Origin of the sequence: Mesorhizobium sp. B2-3-6, from assembly GCF_006442305.1 — a bacterium.
In the GTDB taxonomy this organism is placed as follows: domain Bacteria; phylum Pseudomonadota; class Alphaproteobacteria; order Rhizobiales; family Rhizobiaceae; genus Mesorhizobium.
The window spans coordinates 150,737-169,655 of sequence record NZ_VFVW01000009.1 but is presented as its reverse complement, the minus strand read 5'-3'; the positions used below and the strand labels follow the sequence as shown (position 1 = coordinate 169,655).

At 64.6% G+C, this 18,919-nt stretch carries 16 protein-coding genes; 6 read left to right on the top strand and 10 right to left on the bottom strand.

The genetic code is table 11. The features are described from left to right. Nucleotides 1–13 precede the first annotated feature (13 nt). From FJ953_RS24845 to FJ953_RS24825, 5 genes are read right to left on the bottom strand one after another with little or no spacing between them, the layout of a single operon-like run. Nucleotides 14–1,126, bottom strand: coding sequence for an NAD(P)/FAD-dependent oxidoreductase (locus FJ953_RS24845; RefSeq protein WP_140625258.1), 1,113 nt, complete (start codon nt 1,124–1,126; stop codon nt 14–16). A gap of 9 nt (nt 1,127–1,135) precedes the next feature. Beyond that, nucleotides 1,136–2,314, bottom strand: a complete 1,179-nt coding sequence (nagA, locus tag FJ953_RS24840) for an N-acetylglucosamine-6-phosphate deacetylase (RefSeq protein ID WP_140625257.1) — start codon at nt 2,312–2,314, stop codon at nt 1,136–1,138. Further along, complete coding sequence (locus FJ953_RS24835) at nt 2,311–3,363, bottom strand: SIS domain-containing protein (RefSeq protein ID WP_140491611.1); 1,053 nt, start codon at nt 3,361–3,363, stop codon at nt 2,311–2,313. The genes nagA and FJ953_RS24835 overlap by 4 nt, the downstream gene beginning before the upstream one ends. Continuing rightward, nucleotides 3,360–4,142, bottom strand: a complete 783-nt coding sequence (locus FJ953_RS24830; RefSeq protein ID WP_140491609.1) for a GntR family transcriptional regulator — start codon at nt 4,140–4,142, stop codon at nt 3,360–3,362. The genes FJ953_RS24835 and FJ953_RS24830 overlap by 4 nt, the downstream gene beginning before the upstream one ends. Further along, nucleotides 4,139–5,017 (bottom strand): N-acetylglucosamine kinase, encoded by an 879-nt coding sequence (locus FJ953_RS24825; protein ID WP_140625256.1) that lies wholly within the window; start codon nt 5,015–5,017, stop codon nt 4,139–4,141. Before FJ953_RS24825 ends, FJ953_RS24830 begins: the two co-directional genes overlap by 4 nt. 200 nt (nt 5,018–5,217) lie before the next feature. On the opposite strand from FJ953_RS24825, the gene FJ953_RS24820 reads away from it, so the two are divergent. The 6 genes from FJ953_RS24820 to FJ953_RS24785 all read left to right on the top strand — a co-directional run bounded on the left by FJ953_RS24820 (nt 5,218) and on the right by FJ953_RS24785 (nt 12,073). Continuing rightward, nucleotides 5,218–6,168, top strand: a complete 951-nt coding sequence (locus FJ953_RS24820; protein WP_140625255.1) for an N-acetylmuramic acid 6-phosphate etherase — start codon at nt 5,218–5,220, stop codon at nt 6,166–6,168. A gap of 117 nt (nt 6,169–6,285) precedes the next feature. Then, nucleotides 6,286–7,545 carry an ABC transporter substrate-binding protein gene (locus FJ953_RS24815; protein ID WP_140491603.1) on the top strand — a complete coding sequence of 420 codons (1,260 nt, stop codon included), beginning with the start codon at nt 6,286–6,288 and terminating at the stop codon, nt 7,543–7,545. A 249-nt stretch (nt 7,546–7,794) separates the two neighbouring features. After that, a complete protein-coding gene (locus tag FJ953_RS24810) occupies nt 7,795–8,724 on the top strand; it encodes a sugar ABC transporter permease (RefSeq protein ID WP_140524307.1) in 930 nt (309 codons plus the stop codon). A gap of 226 nt (nt 8,725–8,950) precedes the next feature. Continuing rightward, complete coding sequence (locus tag FJ953_RS24800; RefSeq protein WP_140491597.1) at nt 8,951–9,790, top strand: carbohydrate ABC transporter permease; 840 nt, start codon at nt 8,951–8,953, stop codon at nt 9,788–9,790. Beyond that, nucleotides 9,787–10,848 (top strand): Gfo/Idh/MocA family oxidoreductase, encoded by a 1,062-nt coding sequence (locus tag FJ953_RS24795; protein WP_140625253.1) that lies wholly within the window; start codon nt 9,787–9,789, stop codon nt 10,846–10,848. Before FJ953_RS24800 ends, FJ953_RS24795 begins: the two co-directional genes overlap by 4 nt. Nucleotides 10,849–11,074: 226 nt before the next feature. Continuing rightward, complete coding sequence (locus FJ953_RS24785; protein WP_140625251.1) at nt 11,075–12,073, top strand: ABC transporter ATP-binding protein; 999 nt, start codon at nt 11,075–11,077, stop codon at nt 12,071–12,073. Nucleotides 12,074–12,260: 187 nt separating this feature from the next. On the opposite strand, the gene FJ953_RS24780 is transcribed toward FJ953_RS24785, so the two are convergent. The 5 genes from FJ953_RS24780 to FJ953_RS24760 all read right to left on the bottom strand — a co-directional run bounded on the left by FJ953_RS24780 (nt 12,261) and on the right by FJ953_RS24760 (nt 18,858). Further along, entirely contained in the window at nt 12,261–13,106 is an 846-nt protein-coding gene (locus FJ953_RS24780) for a fumarylacetoacetate hydrolase family protein (protein ID WP_140514225.1), read from the bottom strand. Between the two features lie 169 nt (nt 13,107–13,275). Next, the gene (locus FJ953_RS24775; protein ID WP_140625250.1) at nt 13,276–14,007 is read right to left on the bottom strand and encodes an SDR family oxidoreductase; all 732 of its coding nucleotides are present in this window, start codon (nt 14,005–14,007) and stop codon (nt 13,276–13,278) included. 180 nt (nt 14,008–14,187) lie between these two features. Beyond that, on the bottom strand, nt 14,188–16,560 hold the full coding sequence (locus tag FJ953_RS24770) for an aldehyde dehydrogenase family protein (protein ID WP_140625249.1): 2,373 nt from the start codon (nt 16,558–16,560) through the stop codon (nt 14,188–14,190). 223 nt (nt 16,561–16,783) lie between these two features. Continuing rightward, on the bottom strand, nt 16,784–17,824 hold the full coding sequence (gene deoC, locus FJ953_RS24765) for a deoxyribose-phosphate aldolase (RefSeq protein WP_140625248.1): 1,041 nt from the start codon (nt 17,822–17,824) through the stop codon (nt 16,784–16,786). 206 nt (nt 17,825–18,030) lie between these two features. After that, on the bottom strand, nt 18,031–18,858 hold the full coding sequence (locus FJ953_RS24760; RefSeq protein ID WP_140625247.1) for a ferredoxin--NADP reductase: 828 nt from the start codon (nt 18,856–18,858) through the stop codon (nt 18,031–18,033). Between the last annotated feature and the right edge of the window lie 61 nt (nt 18,859–18,919).

The window sequence follows — 18,919 nt, the reverse complement described above, 5'->3', positions numbered from 1 at the left end:
GATCGCCTGGGCACTATCGGGGGAACAAGAGACCGACGACATGCTCGGCCAGCGCCAGGCTTGCCGTCAGGCCCGGGCTCTCTATGCCGAACAGGTTGACGATCCGGCCCGCGCCGTGGTCGGCCGGACCCTGCACCATGAAGTCGGCCGCCGGCTGGTTCGGGCCCGACAGTTTCGGCCTGATCCCGGCATAGGCCGGCAGCAGGGCGCCGTCCCTCAGATCCGGCCAATAGCGCCGGATCTCGTCATAGAAGACCGCGCCGCGGCCGGGATCGACCGCATAGGCCGCCTGGTCGATCCATTCGACGTCGGGGCCGAAGCGGGCGCTGCCGCCGAGGTCGAGTGTCAGGTGCACGCCCAGGCCGCCATTGACCGGCACTGGATAGATCAGCCGCGAGAATGGCGAGCGGCCCGAAAGCGAAAAGTAGTTGCCGCGCGCCAGCCAGAGCGGCGGCACGAGCTCTGGCGGGAACCCTTCGATGCTACCGGCCAGCGCCTGCGCGTCGAGCCCTGCGGCATTTACGAAAGCGCCGGCTTTCAACGCGAACGTCTCGCCGTCGCCATCGCGCGTGGTGATACGAATCCCGTCGGCCTCGACCGTCGCCGCTGCGACGGCGGTCAGGAAGGCGAACGACGCACCGGCCGCCTCCGCGTCGCCGCGCAGCGACAGCATCAGCCCCTGGCTGTCGACGATGCCCGTCGACGGCGACAGCAGCGCCCCGGCGCAGCTCAGCGCCGGTTCGAGGCTTTCTGCTTGCGCGGCGGTCAGCAAATCGAGGTCGTCGACGCCGCATTGTTCCGCATTGGCCCGGATTGCATTGAGCCGAGGCAGCTGGCCCGGTTCGACGGCGACGATCAGCTTGCCGGTGCGTCGATGGCCGATGCCGCGCTCGCGGCAATAGGCATAGAGCCGTTCGCGTCCTTCGACGCAGAAACGCGCCTTCAGGCTTCCGGGCGCGTAATAGAGCCCGGCATGAACGACTTCCGAATTGCGCGAACTGGTGACGGTGCCGATCGAAGCGGCCTTTTCGACCACCAGCACTTCGCGGCCCGACAGGGCGAGCGCCCTGGCGATGGCGAGCCCGACGACGCCGGCTCCGGCGACGACGCAATCGACGTCAGCCATTGCCGGCTTTCACCGTTGCCCGCCGGCGCTGGTCGAAAAAACACTGTCGCCGCCGATCCAGACGCTTTTGATGTCGAGATCGTCCGAAAGCGAAACGATGTCGGCGGCGGTGCCCTTGGCGAAGCGCCCGAGCCGGTGCGACTGGCCGACCGCCTGCGCCGGATAGAGAGACGCCATGCGCAAGGCCTCGGAAAGCTCCACGCCCACGCTGCGATGGGTGAAACGCACGGCCGAGATCATGTCGAGATCCGCACCGGCCAGCGTTCCATCGGCAAGCCGCAGGCTGCCGTCCTTGCGGTAGATGGTGCGGCCGTTGAGCGTGAAGGAGGTCATGTCGGTGCCGATCGTCGCCATGGCGTCGGTGACCAGCACGATCCTGCCCGGCCCCTGTTTGGCCCGCAGCGCTATTGCAATGGTGGCGGGATCGACATGGATGCCGTCGGCGATCAGTCCCGCGGACAGGCTGCCGACGTCGATGGCGGCGCCCGCCAGTCCCGGCTCCCGATTGCCGATCTGGCTCATGGCGTTGAACAGATGCGTGACCACGCTGGCGCCGGCCTCGGCGAAGGCTTTGGCCGTGGCGTAGCCGGTGTCGGAATGGCCGAGGCTGACGATGATGCCGGCCTTGGCCAAGGCGGCCACACGGGTCGCCTCGACGGATTCAGGCGCGATCGTGGTGAGCAGCACCGGGAGCTTGCCTCGCGCCGCGATCAGCATCGCCTCGTCCTTGTCCGTCATCGGCCGGATCAGCGCCGGGTCATGCGCACCCTTGCGGGCGATCGACAGATGCGGACCTTCCAGATGCAGCCCGAGAAACCCCGGCACTTTCCGCAGTGCCGACGCCTCGCCGGCGGCGATCGCCGCGGCGGTGATATCCGCTGTATCGGTGATCAGCGTCGGCAGCAGTGCGGTGGTGCCAAACGGCGCATGCGCCCGGCAGATGGTCTCGATCGAGGCGACATCGGGATGATCGTTGAGCATGACGCCGCCGCCGCCATTGACCTGGATGTCGACGAAGCCCGGCGCCAGCATGCCGCCGCCGGTGTCGACGCGGCGCATATCCGCGGCAAGCGCGCCGGTGGGCAGGATGGCCTCGATCAGACCGTCGCGCACGACGAGGGCATGACCGTCATGCCAGTCGTCGCCGTCGAAGATACGGGCGCCAGTCAGGGCGAAACGGTCGCTCATACGGTCTCCGTCACCTTGCGAAGGTTGCGCGGCGTATCCGGATCGAGGCCGCGGTGGCGCGCAAGGGCCTCGACGAACACGTAGAAGGAGACGATCAGCGTCAGCGGATCGGTCAGTGGATGGCCGGTGGCGACATGCGGCAGGCGTGTGGCCTTGTTCGCCAGCATCGAGGTGACGAAGACCGGCGCCCCCTTGGCCGCCAGGCTGTCGGCGGCTTCGGCTACGGACGGTTCGGATGCGTCGCGCGCGGCCAGGGCCAGCACCGGAAAATCGGGGCCGATCAGCGCCAGCGGGCCATGCATGACTTCGGCAGCACTGTAGGCCTCGGCATGCATGCCGCAGGTTTCCTTGAATTTCAGCGCCGCTTCGTTAGCCATCGCCGCGGATGGGCCGCGGCCGAGGATGAACAGCGACTTCTGCTTTTCGATCGTTTCGACGAGCACGCTCATCCAGTCGCAGGCGATCGCCTTGCCGAAATGCTCGGGCAAGCGGGCAAGCGCCTTGAGAAGCGCTTCGTCGCCGGTGGAATGCGCCATCAGAGCAAGGCCGGCGACAGCGGAATTGACGAAGGTCTTGGTCGCCGCGACGCTGCGCTCGGGCCCGGCCAGGATGTCGATCGCATGGTCCGAGGCGCGCGCCAGCGGTGAATCGGCGGTGTTGGTGACGGCGATGGTCAGCGCGCCACCTGCCCGTGCGGTTTCGGCCATGGCGACGATGTCGGGGCTCTTGCCCGACTGCGAGATGGCCAGGCACGCGGAGCCGCCGAGCCTGAGCTTGCGGCCATAGATCGAAGCGATGGAAGGGCCGACCGAAGCCACCGCAAGACCGGCGGTGAGTTCGACCGCGTACTTCATGAAAGTAGCGGCATGATCGGACGAGCCGCGCGCCACGGTGACGACGAAATGCGGATCGCGCTCGCGAATGCCGCGGCCGGCTTCGGAAAGTACGGCACCGGAACCGTCGAGCAGGCGGGCGACGGCTTGCGGGATCTCCTCGATCTCGCGCCGCATATGGGTCGGCTCCGTCGATTTGTTCGGCTCGGTCGTCATGGTCGGCCCTCTTCGCTCGGCCCTGTCAGCCGCAGTTCGGCGACGAAATCATAAGCGTCGCCCCTGTAGATGGAGCGGGTGAACTCGATCACCTTGCCGCTCGCCAGATAGGAAATACGCTCGATGTGCAGGCCGGCAATGCCCGGCGGCACTTCGAGCAGGCGCGCGTCGCCGTCGCCGAGATTGGCGGCCGAGATGCGCTGCACCGCGCGCACCGGCCTGTTGCCGGTCAATTCCAGGGCTGCGTAGAGCGAGGAGCCAATTCCAGCGGGGTCCGGCAGCACGCTGGCCGACAGCGAGGCGCGCTCGATCGCCAGCGGCGTGTCGTTGGCTATGCGCAGGCGCGCCACGCGCGCCACCAATTCGTTCGACGACAGGCCAAGCACCATCATCTCGTCGGGCGAGGGCGCGTAAAGGCCGCGGTCGAGCCAGGCCGAGCGCACAACCATGCCGCGCCGCGCCATGTCCTCGGTGAAGGAGGTCAGCCGCGACAGCGACTGCTCGACCCGCTCCATGCGCGGCGCCACGAAGGTGCCGGAGCCGTGGCGCTGGACCAGGATGCCGCCCTTGACGAGGTCCTGCACCGCCTTACGCACGGTGACACGCGAAATATCGGCCTTGATGGCGATGTCGCGCTCGGAAGGAAGCGCGTCGCCGGGCCCGATCAGACCGCGATTGACGGCATCCTCAATGCTTTTGCGCAGTTGCAGGTAGAGCGGCGCACCGCTTTGCGAGGACTGTTTCAGCGCGGCGAAGATCTGGTCGGCGGCGTCGCTCATCGAGCCGCTCCCCTCGGCGCGAACAGGCGGACCGCCATCTGCACGGCGCCGCCGAGCGCATCGTCGAGCGGCTCCCGAAGCAGCGCCCGGTAGCGTGCCGACAGGCGCGGCGCGTAGAGCGGCGCCAGCCCGCCGAGCAGGCAGAGCGGCGCGTCATCCGCCAACTCCAGCGCGCCAAGCGAGGCCTCGACATCGGCGACGGCCTTGTCGAGGATCCAGTTGGCGACCGCGTCGCCTTTTTCGGCATGTTCGAACACTTTGGGGGCGAAGCCGCCGAAATCGCCGGGCTTGGCATTGGTGGTGAATTCGACCACATCCTCCGGATTGTCGCGGAACACGGCCATCATGCTATCGGTCAGCGCCGAACGCGCGCGCACGCCATCATGGGCAAGCAGGGTCTGTTCGAGCAGGTCGCGGCCGATGCGGGCGCCGCTGCCCTGGTCGCCGACCTGGAAGCCCCAGCCGCCGATGGCACGCGACTTGCCGTTCTTGCGCGCCATGTAGGCGGTGCCGGTGCCGAGGATCGCCATGGCGCCGTCGCCGGAACCGACCGCGCCCTCCAGCGCGATTTCGGCATCGGTTTCGACGCGGCTGGTGCTGAACGGCAGGATCGCCTCGAGCTGCTGCCGGTAGGTGCCGACATTGGCGCCGGCGAGGCCGAGAATGGCCGGTGTTTGCGGGATCAGGTCCGGATCCTGGCCAGCCGCGACAAAGGCTTGCCGCGCCGCCTCGACGATGTTCGACCGGGCGCCGGTCAGGTCGGTGCGGATGTTGGCGGCGCCGCTTTTGGCGCGGCCGAGCACCGTGCCGTCCGCCATTGCCAGGGCCGCCCTGCAACTGGTGCCGCCGCCATCGATGCCAAGCACGAATTTCACGTGATTTCTCCTCCAGGCCGATAATACCAATAAAATACCAATAGCCAAGGGTTAATTTCCGCTGCAAAAAAGATTAGAGCGTATTTCACTGAAAAACTTGGCCATTTACCTGCGCCAGCGATTTCAATGCGGCGAATTCGTTAATGCGTGTGGACAAGTGGTATTTTTTTGGTATTGTTTTCCGAATTGGAGGAATTGGGATGGCCGAAACGCGCACCGAAGCGCTGCACAGGAATGCTGAGGGGCTGGATATCCAGGCTCCCGAAGCGATCCTTGCTTCGCTGGCCGATGCGCAGGTCGAGGCGGCGAAGATTGTGCGCAACGCCATTCCCTCCATCGCCGAAGCGGCCGAGATCATCACCGGTAGCCTGAAGGGCGGCGGCAAGCTCGCCTATGCCGCGGCCGGCAGCTCCGGCCTGATGGCGCTTGCCGATGCGCTGGAACTGCCTGGCACCTTCGGCATCCGTCGCGACCGCATCGCCATCCTGATCGCCGGCGGCGATGAGGCCTTCAGAACGCTGGCCGGCGGCCCCGAAGACGATAAAGAGGAGGCCGCGACAGCGGTCGCCAACGCCGGCATTGGCAAGGGCGACTGCCTGATCGCAATCTCGGCCAGTGGTACGACGCCCTATGCACTGCGGGCGATCGAGGAAGCCGCCCGTCGCGGTGCGGCCACCATCGGCATCGCCAACAACCGGGACTCGGCTCTGCTGCGTCTGTCTGGAACCGCCATCCTGCTCGAAACGCCGCCGGAAGTGATCGCCGGCTCGACGCGCATGGGCGCCGGCACGGCCCAGAAGATCGCCCTCAATATGCTGTCGACGCTCGCCGCCATCCATCTCGGCCATGTCCATGACGGCTACATGGTCAATCTCATGGCCGACAACAGCAAGCTGCGCGACCGCGCGGCGCGGATCGTCGCGGCCATCAGCGGCGGCAGCCGCGACGACGCGGCCCGCCTGCTCGAAAAGAGCGGCGGTGCGGTCAAGACCGCCATTCTGCTTGCCGCCGGCGCCGACAGCGCCGACACGGCGCAGAAGATACTGGAAGAGGCCGGCCAGAAGCTGCGGCCGGCCCTTTCCGCGCTGGGGCATGATCCCGAAAAGTGGAGACCGCTTTTCGGAAAAGATCGTGCTCGAACAAAGAAATAGAGCCTGTTTCATCCCGGTGTCCATCGGGGTGAAACAGGCTTGCGAGGGGAGCAAGGGGCGCAACGCCTCTGTTCTCATCAAAACCGAACCTGAAAAAGGTCAACAGGGAGACTGAGCATGACAACGAAACTACTGACGGCACTGCTTCTGGGCACCAGCATTCTCGGCTCCGCCGGGGTGGCTTACGCCGAGGACGTAACGCTCAACATCGAAAGCTGGCGCGGCGACGACCTTGCCATCTGGAAGGACAAGCTGATCCCGGCTTTCGAAGCCAAGAACCCCGGCATCAAGGTGGTGTTCGCGCCCTCGGCGCCGACCGAATATGACGCGGCTCTCGGCGCCAAGCTCGCCGCCGGTTCGGCGGGCGACCTGATCACCTGCCGCCCGTTCGACAAGTCGCTCGAGCTGTTCAAGAAGGGCAATCTCGCGGACCTCTCCTCGCTGCCGGGCATGGACAACTTCTCGCCGGTGGCCAAGTCCGCCTGGCAGACCGACGACGGCAAGGCGACCTTCTGCGTGCCGATGGCGTCGGTCATCCATGGCTTCATCTACAACAAGGACGCCTTCGACAAGCTCGGCATCAAGGTGCCGGAGACCCGTGACGAGTTCTTCGCCGCGCTCGACAAGATCAAGGCCGACGGCACTTACATCCCGATGGCGATGGGCACCAAGGATCTCTGGGAAGCCGCGACCATGGGCTACCAGAACATCGGCCCCAACTACTGGAAGGGCGAGGAAGGCCGCGCGGCCCTCATCAAGGGCGAGCAGAAGCTGACCGACAAGGACTGGGTCGCGCCCTATGAGGAACTGGCCAAGTGGAAGCCCTATCTCGGCGACGGCTTCGAGGCGCAGACCTATCCGGACAGCCAGAACCTGTTCACGCTCGGCCGCGCCGCCATTTACCCGGCCGGCTCGTGGGAAATCGGCCTGTTCAACACTCAGGCCCAGTTCAAGATGGGTGCCTTCCCGCCGCCGGTCGAGAAGGCCGGCGATACCTGCTACATCTCCGACCATACCGATATCGGCATGGGCCTGAATGCGGGCTCCAAGCATGCGGATGCGGCCAAGACCTTCTTGTCCTGGGTGGCCTCGCCGGATTTCGCCACCATCTACGCCAACGCGCTGCCGGGCTTCTTCAGCCTGAACTCCTCGCCGGTGAAGATGGAAGACCCGCTGGCGCAGGAATTCGTCTCCTGGCGCGGCAAGTGCAAGTCGACGATCCGCTCGACCTACCAGATCCTGTCGCGCGGCACGCCGAACCTCGAGAACGAGACCTGGGTCGAATCGGCCAATGTCATCAACGGCACCGATACGCCGGAAGCCGCTGCCAAGAAGCTGCAGGACGGCCTCGACAGTTGGTACAAGCCCGCCAAGTAAGGCTCGGGCAATGAGCTGGGCCGTTCCAAGTGGACGGCCCAGCGTTTTTCGATAGCATCGACTGCGAAGGACGGCGCCGCCCCTTATCCGCCTGCCGGCACCTTCTCCCCGTACAGTGACGGTGAGAAAGGGAGTTGCCGCAACGCTGGCGACCTCCTCTCTCCGTTCTTCACCGGGAGAGGGTAAGGATGAGGGGCACCGCTGTTGTCGAAAGCATTTTCCCAGACCTGATCGGTGGGGACCGAACTCATGGCCGCACAAGCACGACCGAAAAGACCGATCCGCTGGCATATCGCCGTCTTCCTGGCGCCGGCGGTGCTCGTCTATACGGCGATCATGATCCTGCCGCTCGCCGGCACTTTGCAGCTGTCGCTGTTCCGCAACATCGAGCAATCCCAAGTCTTCGTCGGGCTGGCAAACTTCCGCACCCTGTTCGGCGATCCAAACTGGTCGGTGAATTTCTGGAACGCGCTGCGCAACAATGTCTGGTTCTTCATCATCCACATGCTGGTGCAGAACCCGATCGGCGTACTGCTGGCCGCACTTCTGTCCAGCCCCAGGCTGCGCTTTTCGGCCTTCTACCGCACGGCGATCTTCGTGCCGACCATCCTGTCCTTCGTCATCGTCGGCTTCGCCTGGAAGCTCATCCTGTCGCCGCTATGGGGCGTGGCACCGCACATGATGGACCTGGTCGGCCTTAAAAGCCTGTTCACGCCATGGCTCGGCAAGGAGCAGTATGCGCTGACCGCGCTTAGCCTGGTCTCGGTGTGGCAGTTCGTCGGCATCCCCATGATGCTGATCTACGCCGCGCTGCTGTCGATCCCCAATGAGGTCATAGAGGCGGCGGAATGCGATGGCATCACCGGCCTGTCGCAGTTCTGGAAGATCAAGCTGCCGCTGATCCTGCCCTCGATCGGCATCATCTCGATCCTGACCTTCGTCGGCAATTTCAACGCCTTCGACCTGATCTACACCGCGCAGGGCGCGCTCGCCGGGCCGAATTATTCGACCGACATTCTCGGCACCTTCCTCTACCGCGCATTCTTCGGCTTCCAGCTGCAGGTCGGCGACCCCAACATGGGCGCGACCATCGCCACGATCATGTTCCTGATCATCCTCGGCGGTGTCTGCGTCTACCTCTTCCTCATCCAGACGCGCCTGCGTCGATATCAGTTTTAGGGGGCGATATGTCGAGCTTGAGCACCCCCCTCTGTCCTGCCGGACATCTCCCCCGCAAGGGGGGAGATCAGCTGTTGTCACGGCCTTCGCCAGCCACCAGCGATGCAGGAGATGTGTCGGCGCCAAAGCTGCCAATCTCCCCCCTTGCGGGGGAGATGGCCGACAGGCCAGAGGGGGGTGGCTGGGCGCTGTTCCTCGGCAAAGTAGCTCCTCAGGAGACCATCCAATGAGCACCGCCACCCGTTCGCTGCCCCGCACGATCGGCGCCCATGCGATCCTGCTGACCTACACGGCGATTGCGCTGTTCCCGGTGATCCTGGTCATCATGAATTCGTTCAAATCCCGCGCCGGCATATTCGGCGCGCCGCTGACACCGCCGACGCCAAAGACCTTCGACCTGATCGGCTACACCACGGTGATCGGCCAGGGCGATTTCATCCACTATTTCCAGAACAGCCTCGTCGTCACCGTCGCCTCGCTGTTCTTCGTGCTGCTGTTCGGCGCCATGGCGGCATTCGCCCTGTCGGAATACCGTTTTCGCGGCAATACGCTGATGGGCCTCTATCTGGCGCTGGGCATCATGATCCCGATCCGGCTGGCCACCGTCGCCATCCTGCAATTGATGGTGGCGAGCGGGCTGGTCAACACTCTGACGGCGCTGATCCTGGTCTACACCGCGCAAGGCCTGCCGCTGGCCGTCTTCATCCTTTCGGAATTCATGAAACAGGTGTCCGACGACCTGAAGAACGCCGGCCGCATCGACGGCCTGTCGGAATACACCATCTTCTTCCGGCTGGTACTGCCGCTGGTGCGGCCATCGATGGCGACAGTCGCCGTCTTCACCATGATCCCGATCTGGAACGACCTGTGGTTCCCGCTGATCCTGGCGCCGTCGGAAGAGACCAAGACGGTGACGCTCGGCGCGCAGCTCTTCCTCGGCCAGTTCGTCACCAACTGGAACGCCATCCTGGCCGCGCTCTCGCTGGCGATCATGCCGGTGCTGATCCTCTACGTCATCTTCTCGCGGCAGCTGATCCGCGGCATTACGTCAGGAGCCGTCAAGTGAATTCGCAATCGCCCCTTCGCGTCGTCGTCGCCGGCCTCGGCAATATGGGCCGCAGCCATGCGCTCGCCTATCACACCAATCCGGGCTTCGAGATCGCCGCGTTGATCAACCGCTCCGACGTGCCGCTGCCGGATGGGCTGTCGGGCTACGGCATCAGGCGCTCCTTCGACGATGCGCTGCGCGACGAAAAGCCCGATGTCGCCTGCATAGCCACTTATTCCGACAGCCACGCCGACTATGCGGTGAGGGCGTTCGAGGCCGGCTGCCATGTCTTCGTCGAAAAGCCCCTGGCGACGACGGTGGCCGACGCCAGGCGCGTCGTCGCAGCCGCCAAGGCCAACGGCAGGAAACTGGTGATCGGCTATATCCTGCGCCACCACCCGTCCTGGATCAGGCTGATCGCCGAGGCGCGCAAGCTCGGCGGCCCTTATGTCTTCCGCATGAACCTCAACCAGCAATCCTCCGGCCACACCTGGGAGACGCACAAGCAATTGATGCGCACGACCTCGCCGATCGTTGACTGCGGCGTGCATTATCTCGACGTCATGCTGCAGATCACCGACGCCAGGCCGGTCGAGGTGCGCGGCATGGGCGTGCGGCTGACCGACGAGGTCGCGCCCACGATGTACAATTACGGCCACCTCCAGGTGCTGTTCGATGACGGCTCGGTCGGCTGGTACGAGGCCGGCTGGGGACCGATGATTTCGGAGACCGCTTTCTTCGTCAAAGATGTCATCTCGCCGAAGGGCTGCGTGTCGATCGTCATGAAGGAAGGCGTTAAGTCCGACGACATCGACACCCACACCAAGACGTCGACCATCCGCCTGCACAGTGCGGAAACCGGCGCGGACGGCAAGTTCGCCAAGCCGGACGAGATGCTGTCGATGGAGGGCGAACCCGGCCACCAGGATCTCTGCGATCTCGAACAAGCTTTTGTCCTCAAGGCGATCCGCGAGGATATCGATCTCACCCGCCATATGGAGGACGCAGTGAAATCGCTCGCCGTCTGCCTTGCCGCCGACGAGAGCGTGCGCAGCGGGAAGGCGGTGCGATTGTGAAAAGGGAGCTAGCGGCAGGGGTTGCGGTCTACGGCGCCCCCCTCTGGCCTGCCGGCCATCTCCCCCTCAAGGAGGGAGATCAGCTGTCGGCATGGCCTTCGCCAATCACAAACGTCAAAAAGAGTGTGTCAGCGTCAAAGCTGCCAATCTTCCCCCTTGAGGGGGAGATGTCCGGCAGGACAGAGGGGGGTGCCCTGGCGCCCACTTATCAATTTGGAGGACTGCCGTGGGCTCGCTGAAGATCGAAAACGTGAAGAAGGCTTTCGGCCCGGTCGAGGTGCTGAAGGGCATCGATCTCGAAGTGACGGATGGCGAATTCGTCGTCTTCGTCGGCCCCTCGGGCTGCGGCAAGTCGACTTTGCTGAGGGTGATCGCCGGGCTGGAGGATTCGACCTCGGGCCGGGTGGTCATCGATGGCGCGGATGTCTCGGCCACGCCGCCGGCCAAGCGCGGCATCGCCATGGTGTTCCAGACCTATGCGCTCTATCCGCACCTGACGGTCAAGAACAATATGGGCCTTGGCCTCAAGCAGGCCGGCACGCCGGCGTCCGAGATCGACCGCCGCATCGGCATCGCTTCGTCCATGCTGTCGCTTGAGCCTTATCTGGAAAGGCGTCCCGCCGAACTCTCCGGCGGCCAGCGTCAGCGCGTCGCCATCGGCCGCGCCGTGGTGCGCGAGCCAAAGCTGTTCCTGTTCGACGAGCCGTTGTCCAATCTCGACGCGGCACTGCGCGTCAATACGCGGTTGGAAATCGCGCAGCTGCATCGCCGCCTCAAGGCGACGATGATCTACGTCACCCACGACCAGGTCGAGGCGATGACGCTGGCAGACAAGATCGTGGTGCTCAATGCCGGGAAAATCGAGCAGATCGGCGGACCGATGGAACTCTACAATTCGCCGGCGAACGAATTTGTCGCGGGCTTCATCGGCTCGCCGAAGATGAACTTCATCGACGGCGCCAGGCTTGGGGAAACCGCCAAGAGCATCGGCGTGCGGCCGGAGCATCTGACTGTCGACCCGAAATCCGGCGCCTGGAAAGGCACGGTCGTGCATGCCGAGCACCTCGGCGCCGACACCAATCTCTATCTCGACTGCGAGAAGGCCGGGCTGATCACCGTGCGCATTTTCGGTGTTTATGACGCCGAGCCGGGGGCGACACTTTATGCAACGCCGGATCCCGCGAAGACCTATCGGTTTGACGCAGATGGGAAGGTGCTGAAGTAGTAGCGCAACACAGGTTGGCGCTGCCCCTCATCCGCCTGCCGGCACCTTCTCCCCGTATAGTCACGGGGAGAAGGAAGATAGCTCCAGCGCCGGCGATTGGCGAAAGCAGCAACGACAGCGTCCTTCTCCCCGTTTTACGGGGAGAAGATGGCGGCAGCCAGATGAGGGGCGGCGCGACTCGTGAAAGTTATGCGTCAGCCCTGAACGTCTGCTTCTGCTGGCCCAACCCTTCGATGCCCAGCTCCACCACGTCGCCGGCCTTCAAGAACACCGGCGGCTTCATGCCCAATCCAACGCCGGGCGGCGTGCCTGTCGAAATGATGTCGCCAGGATGCAGCGACATGAACTGGCTGAGATAGGACACAAGATAGGCGACGCCGTAGACCATGGTCTTCGTCGAGCCGTTCTGCATGGTCTTGCCGTTGACGGTCAGCCACATCTTCAGGTTCTGCGGATCCGAGACCTCGTCCTTGGTCACCAGCCATGGGCCGGTCGGGCCGAACGTGTCGCAGCTCTTGCCCTTGGTCCATTGGCCCTGGCGCTCGGCCTGGAAGGCGCGCTCGGAGACATCGTGCGCGACGCAGTAGCCGGCGACATAATCGAGCGCATCGGCTTGGCTGACATATTTTGCCGTTTTGCCGATGACCACGCCGAGCTCGACCTCCCAGTCGGTCTTTTCCGAGCCGCGCGGGATCAGCACGTCATCGTCCGGTCCGACGATGGCCGAGCTGGCCTTCATGAAGATGATCGGCTCCGGCGGCACGGTGGCGCCGGTCTCGGCGGCGTGGTCGGAATAGTTGAGGCCGATGCAGATGAACTTGCCGGTGCCGGCAACGCAGGCGCCGAGCCGCGGCTTGCCGGAAACCGCCGGCAGCGACTTTGCGTCGAGCTTGGACAGCATCTCCAGCGAGGCCGGGTGAAGCGTGGTGCCGGCAATGTCGGCGACATGGGCGGAGAGGTCGCGGATCGTCCCATCCGCATCGAGCAGGCCGGGACGTTCGCTCCCCACCTCGCCATAGCGCAGCAGTTTCATTTAGACCCTTCTCCTGGTTGCGGCCTCGCGGCCTTTTGCAAACTCTTCACCGAAACGAATGGCTCCCGTTTGGGAAGCCGGCGGACCGTACCACCGGCCTGATCCAGGGCAAGCGCGGACACCATATAGTGATCGCCGGTGAGCGGGATTTTCAGACTCCTCGATCCGGTCAGATCGACCAGCCACCATCGATATTGTAGGCCTGCCCGGATGTGTAGGTGGCGCCGGCCAGATAGACGGCCAGATCGGCGATTTCCTCCGGCGTGCCGAGCCGGCCCATCGGCTGGCGCGCGATGAAGGCGGCGCGCGCGGCTTCATAATCGCCCTGCGCGTGCATGCGATCCTGCAGCGACGGGCTCTCGACCGTACCGGGGCAGATGGCGTTGCAGCGTATGCCCTTGCCGACATAGTCGGCCGCGACTGCCTTGGTCAGGCCGATCACCGCAGCCTTGGTGACGCCATAGGCGAAACGGTTCGGCACGCCCTTCTGCGAGCTCGCCAGCGAGGCCATGTTGATGATCGACCCGTCTGCGCGCTCCAGCATGCCGGGCAGCACGGCGCGGATGGTGCGGATCATGGCGCGGACGTTGAGGTTGAGAGCGAAATCGAGATCGCTGTCCTTCATCTCCAGGATCGAGCCGGAGTGGACGAAACCGGCGCAGTTGAACAGCACGTCGACGCGGCCGATCCCGGCGAAGGCGGTGTTGACCGCCTCGTCATTGAGCACGTCGACCTTGCGGGTCTTGATTCCTGCGGTCTTGGCGAGTTCCGCCAGCAGCGTCTCGTTGATGTCGGTGGCGTGGACCACGGCACCTGCCTTGGCGAAGGCCAGCGCGCTTGCCTTGCCGATGCCTTGCGCCGCTGCCGTGATGACGACGACCTTGCCTGCCAGATCCGCCATGCTGTTCTTCTCCTGGGTCAACTGCCTTTATCGGCGGCCTGCGAAGGCGTCATGTGCCAGTCACAACCCCATGATGCGGCCTGCACTTTCAGTTCACAGATAAAGATGTTTTTTCTCGTTAAAGAACATAAGTCCGGGCGTCAAGCCCGAACCCGATCTCCATTGTGACAGCATGGAACGTCAGTCGCCGTAGGGCACCCAGACATTCTTCACCTCGACGGCGCGGTGCAGCAAAGCATCGCCAGCGGCTTCTTCCGAGGCCCAGTCGAGGCTACGGCCATTGCCGCTCCAGATGCGTTTGAGGTTGCCGACGGACTCGACCTCCGCCTTGGCGCAGGTGTCGGCATCCGCGAACAGCCAGAGCCCATCGACATCGTCATGCTTGGCCAGCACGCCGGCAAGTTCGGCCGTGCGGCCGGTGACGATGTTGATGGCGCCGGCAGGCACGTCGGAATATTCGATGACCTGATACAAGTCGGTGGCGAGCAGCGGATAGCGCTCCGAAGGCACCGCGACCACCGTGTTGCCCATCGCCAGCGCCGGCGCGACCAGCGAGATGAACCCGAGCAGCGGCTGACTGTCGGGCGCGACGATGCCGACGACGCCAACCGGCTCATGCAGCGCCAGCGTCACGGCCCGTGCCGGTGGCTGGTGCACGCGCCCCTCGAACTTGTCGGCAAGTCCGGCATAGAGGAACAGCCGCTCGATCGACTGTTCTACCTCTTCCCGCGCTGCCTTGGCACTGGCACCGGTCAATTCAGTGAGGCGGGCGGCGAATTCATCGGCGCGGCCCGAAAGGTTTTCGGCGAGATAATAGAGCACCTGGGAGCGGTTGTAGGCGGTCGCCTCCGGCCAGGCCTTGCAGGCTCGCGCGGCTGAAACGGCATCGCGTATATCCTTGCGGTTGCCGAAGCCGACTTCGCCGGCAAGCTTGCCCTTGGCGGTGACGACCGCCAGCGAGTAATTGCCATCGGGCCGGACCTGCTTGCCGCCGATGAACAGTTTTGCCGTCCGGTCGATTGCCGCGCCATCGGCCTGCTCGACCGGTTGTGCCGAGACTGTCGCCGGCTTGATGACCGGGCCGAGCGGCAGCTTTGCCGTGAGATATTCGAACATGCCTTCGCGCCCGCCCTCGCGGCCGAAACCGCTCTCGCGGTAGCCGCCGAAGCCGCAGGCGGCGTCGAACATATTGGTGCCGTTGACCCAGATCACGCCGGCCTTCAATTGCGGTGCGACGTGCAAGGCGAGGTTGACGTTTTCGCTCCACACCGAAGCGGCAAGGCCATAGCGGGTGTTGTTGGCGAGCTCGATCGCTTCCTCGGTGTTGCGGAACGTCATGGTCGCCAGAACGGGGCCGAATACTTCTTCCTGGGCGAGAATATTAGCCGGCGAAACGCCGGTAGCGAGGGTCGGCAGATGGTAATAGCCGGATGAGGGCAGCGCCGCATCCGGCTGCCAGCAGACCGCCCCCTGTTTTGCGCCCTCGGCGACCAGGCCCTTGACGCGATCGAGCTGCGTCAGATCGACCAGCGGGCCGATATCGGTGTTCTTGTCCAGCGGGCTGCCGACGCGCAGCCGGCTCATCCTGACCTTGACCTTGGCGATGAAGGCGTCGGCGATGCCTTCCTGCACCAGTAGCCGCGAACCGGCGCAGCACACCTGTCCCTGGTTGAACCAGATGCCGTCGACCAGGCCTTCGACGGCGCTGTCGAGATCGGCATCCTCGAACACGATGAAGGCCGACTTGCCGCCAAGCTCCAGCGACAGCTTCTTGCCCGAGCCGGCGGTAGCCTTGCGGATGATCTTGCCGACTTCGGAAGACCCGGTGAAGGCGATCTTCTGGATGCCGGGGTGTTTGACGATGGCCGCACCCGCTTCCGGGCCGCCCTGCACGATGTTGACGACGCCTTTCGGCACGCCGGCGCGTTCGCAGATTTCGGCGAACAGGATGGCTGTCAGCGGCGTGAACTCGGCCGGCTTCAGCACCACCGTGCAGCCGGCGGCAAGTGCGGGCGCGATCTTCCAGGCCAGCATCAGCAGCGGAAAGTTCCAAGGGATGATCTGGCCGACGACGCCGACGCCCTTGTAGCCGGGGAAATCCTTGTCCAGCGCCTGCGCCCAGCCGGCGTGATGGATGAAGTGGCGGATCGCCAATGGCACATCGATGTCGCGGCTCTCACGGATCGGCTTGCCATTGTCGATCGTCTCAAGCACCGCGAACAGGCGCTGGTGGCGCTGCATGGCGCGGCCGATGGCATAGAGCACTTTGGCCCTGGTATAGCCCGAGGAGGCCGACCATTTCGGCAGCGCTTTCGCGGCCGCCGCGACAGCCGCGTCGATATCGACGGCTCCGGCATCCGAGACCTTGGCCAGCAGCTTGCCGGAAGACGGTTCGCTGGTTTCGAAGGTCTTGCCACCGCCAGCCGCCTTCCAGGTACCGTCGATGAACAGCGCCTTGGAAAAATCGCGCGCGGCAAGCCAGGTGTCGGCCTCGTTGCGGGCTTCCGGCGCCGGACCGTATTCCATGGCGTGATAGCGTTCGAGAATGTTCATGGGGCCCTCCAGATAATTGCCTCGGCAAGCGCTCTGTCGCGCCCCCCTCTGTCCTGCCGGACATCTCCCCCACAAGGGGGGAGATTGGCAGTTTCAGCGTGTCGCTGCCCTTGCGACGTTGAAAATGGACGAAAACAAGGAAGCGCGTGATCTCCCCCGTGTGGGGGAGATGTCCGGTAGGACAGAGGGGGGGCGCCGTAGGGCTCCACGTTCGAGCCCTGACTCAAGCCATCGCGTGGCGGTGATTGGCCGAATAGTGCCCGGTCAGGTGATGTTCGAGTTGCCGCTCGATGTCTGTCAGCAGGCTCGAGGCGCCGAAGCGGAACAGATCCGGTTCCAGCCACGGCCGGCCGAGTTCTTCCTTCATCAGCACCAGCCAGTCGAGCGACACCTTGGCGGTAGAAATGCCGCCGGCCGGCTTGAAGCCGATGAGATAGCCGGTTTCCTCGAAATAGGCCCTGATGGCGCGCACCATGGCAAGGCCGACGGGCAGCGTGGCGTTGACGCTTTCCTTGCCGGTCGAGGTCTTGATGAAATCGGCGCCCGCCATCATTGCCACCATAGAGGCCAGCATCACATTGCGCAGCGTGGCGAGGTCGCCGGTGCCGAGAATGACCTTCAGATGCGCATCGCCGCAGGCAGCGCGCATCGAGACGATCTCGTTGTAGAGCTCGCGCCATTTGGCCCCGAACACCAGGCCGCGCGGGATGACGACGTCGATCTCGTCGGCGCCGTCGCGCACCGAGGCCTCGATCTCCTGGAGGCGGGTCGACAGTGGCGCAAGACCATGCGGGAAGGCGGTGGAGACGGCGGCGACATGGATGCCGGTGCCGCGCACGGCGTCGACCGCGGTGGCGACGAACGGATGATACACGCAGACGGCGGCCGGGCGGATGGGTTCGCCCGCAATGCCCAAGCCCTCGGCGATGTCGCGGCGCAGCGGATAGATCGCTTTGGCGCAAAGCCGGCGCACGCGCTCTTCCGTGTCGTTCGAGTTGAGCGTCGTCAGGTCCATGCAGGCTATCGCCCGCAGCAGCCAGGCCGCCTGGTTGTCGGCCTTGATCGAGCGCCGCTTGGTCAGGCTGGCGACGCGCCGTTCCAGCGCCGAGCGGTTGACGCTGCGCACCGACTCCAGGAAGCCGAGGTCGAGCTTCATGCCGGGATTGCGCGCGATGCGATGATCCAGCGGGAGGGCGGTGTTGGCGGCGGCGCGCGCCGGCAGCGGCATCACCTTGGCCTCGGCCTCGCGGATTGTGCTGCTCATCTCCTGCCCTTTCACTCAGCGACTGCGCCTATGTCTTGGTGTGTATCGTCTTCCCAAACCGCTCGGCACTTTGGGCGACACGCACGAAGATAGCCCGCGAAGCCGCGCTTCACGAGTCCTCAAGCGAGGGATAGCTGAAAAAGGCCGCGAAAGCAGCTAATTTTTGACCAGAAGGTCAAAAGGTCGATCGCCGGTAAGAGCAGGCCTCAGCCGACGAAGGCGCGCTCGACGACAAAAGTCGAGGGATGGCTGAGCGAGCCTTCCTGGAAACCGAGGCTCTCGGCCATTTCCTTGACGTCCTTCAGCATATGCATCGAGCCGCAGATCATGATGCGGTCGGTGTCGGGATTGAGCTTCTCGATGCCGAGATCGCTGTAGAACTTGCCGGAGCCGATGAGCGCGGTGATACGGCCCATGCGCGCCGACTCCTCGCGGGTCGTGGAGTTGTAAAGCGTGACACGGCCGCCGGTCAGTTCGCCGATCAGCGGGTCGCTTTCGAGCGCCGCCACCAGTTCCTGGCCGTAGGTCAGCTCGGCATTGTCGCGGCAGGTGTGGGTCAGGACCAGCTGTTCGAATTTTTCATAAGTGTCGGGGTCACGCAGCAGGCTGGCGAAGGGCGCGATGCCGGTGCCGGTGGAGATCATGAACAGCCGCTTGGCCGGCGTCAGCGCGTCGACTACCAGCGTGCCGGTCGACTTCTGGCGCATGATGACGGTGTCGCCGACCTGGATCTTCTGCAACTCCGAGGTCAGGGGGCCGTCCGGTACCTTGATGGAAAAGAATTCCAGCTCTTCGTCCCAGGCCGGGCTGGCCACCGAATAGGCGCGGAACACCGGCTTCTCGGCATTGGGCAGGCCGATCATGACGAATTCGCCGGAACGGAAGCGCAGCGACTGCGGACGGGTGATGCGGAACGAGAACAGCCGGTCGGTGTAGTGCTTCACCGAGACCACGGTTTCGGCATAGACATTGGCCGGAATCGGAAATTGCAGCGGGCGGGCGCCGGCGGTGTTGAACGCGGATGTGGTGTTCATCAAATCCAACCTTCTGGCCCAACTCACGGACGCGGGCGCCAAACCTTGTTCCTGCGCGCCC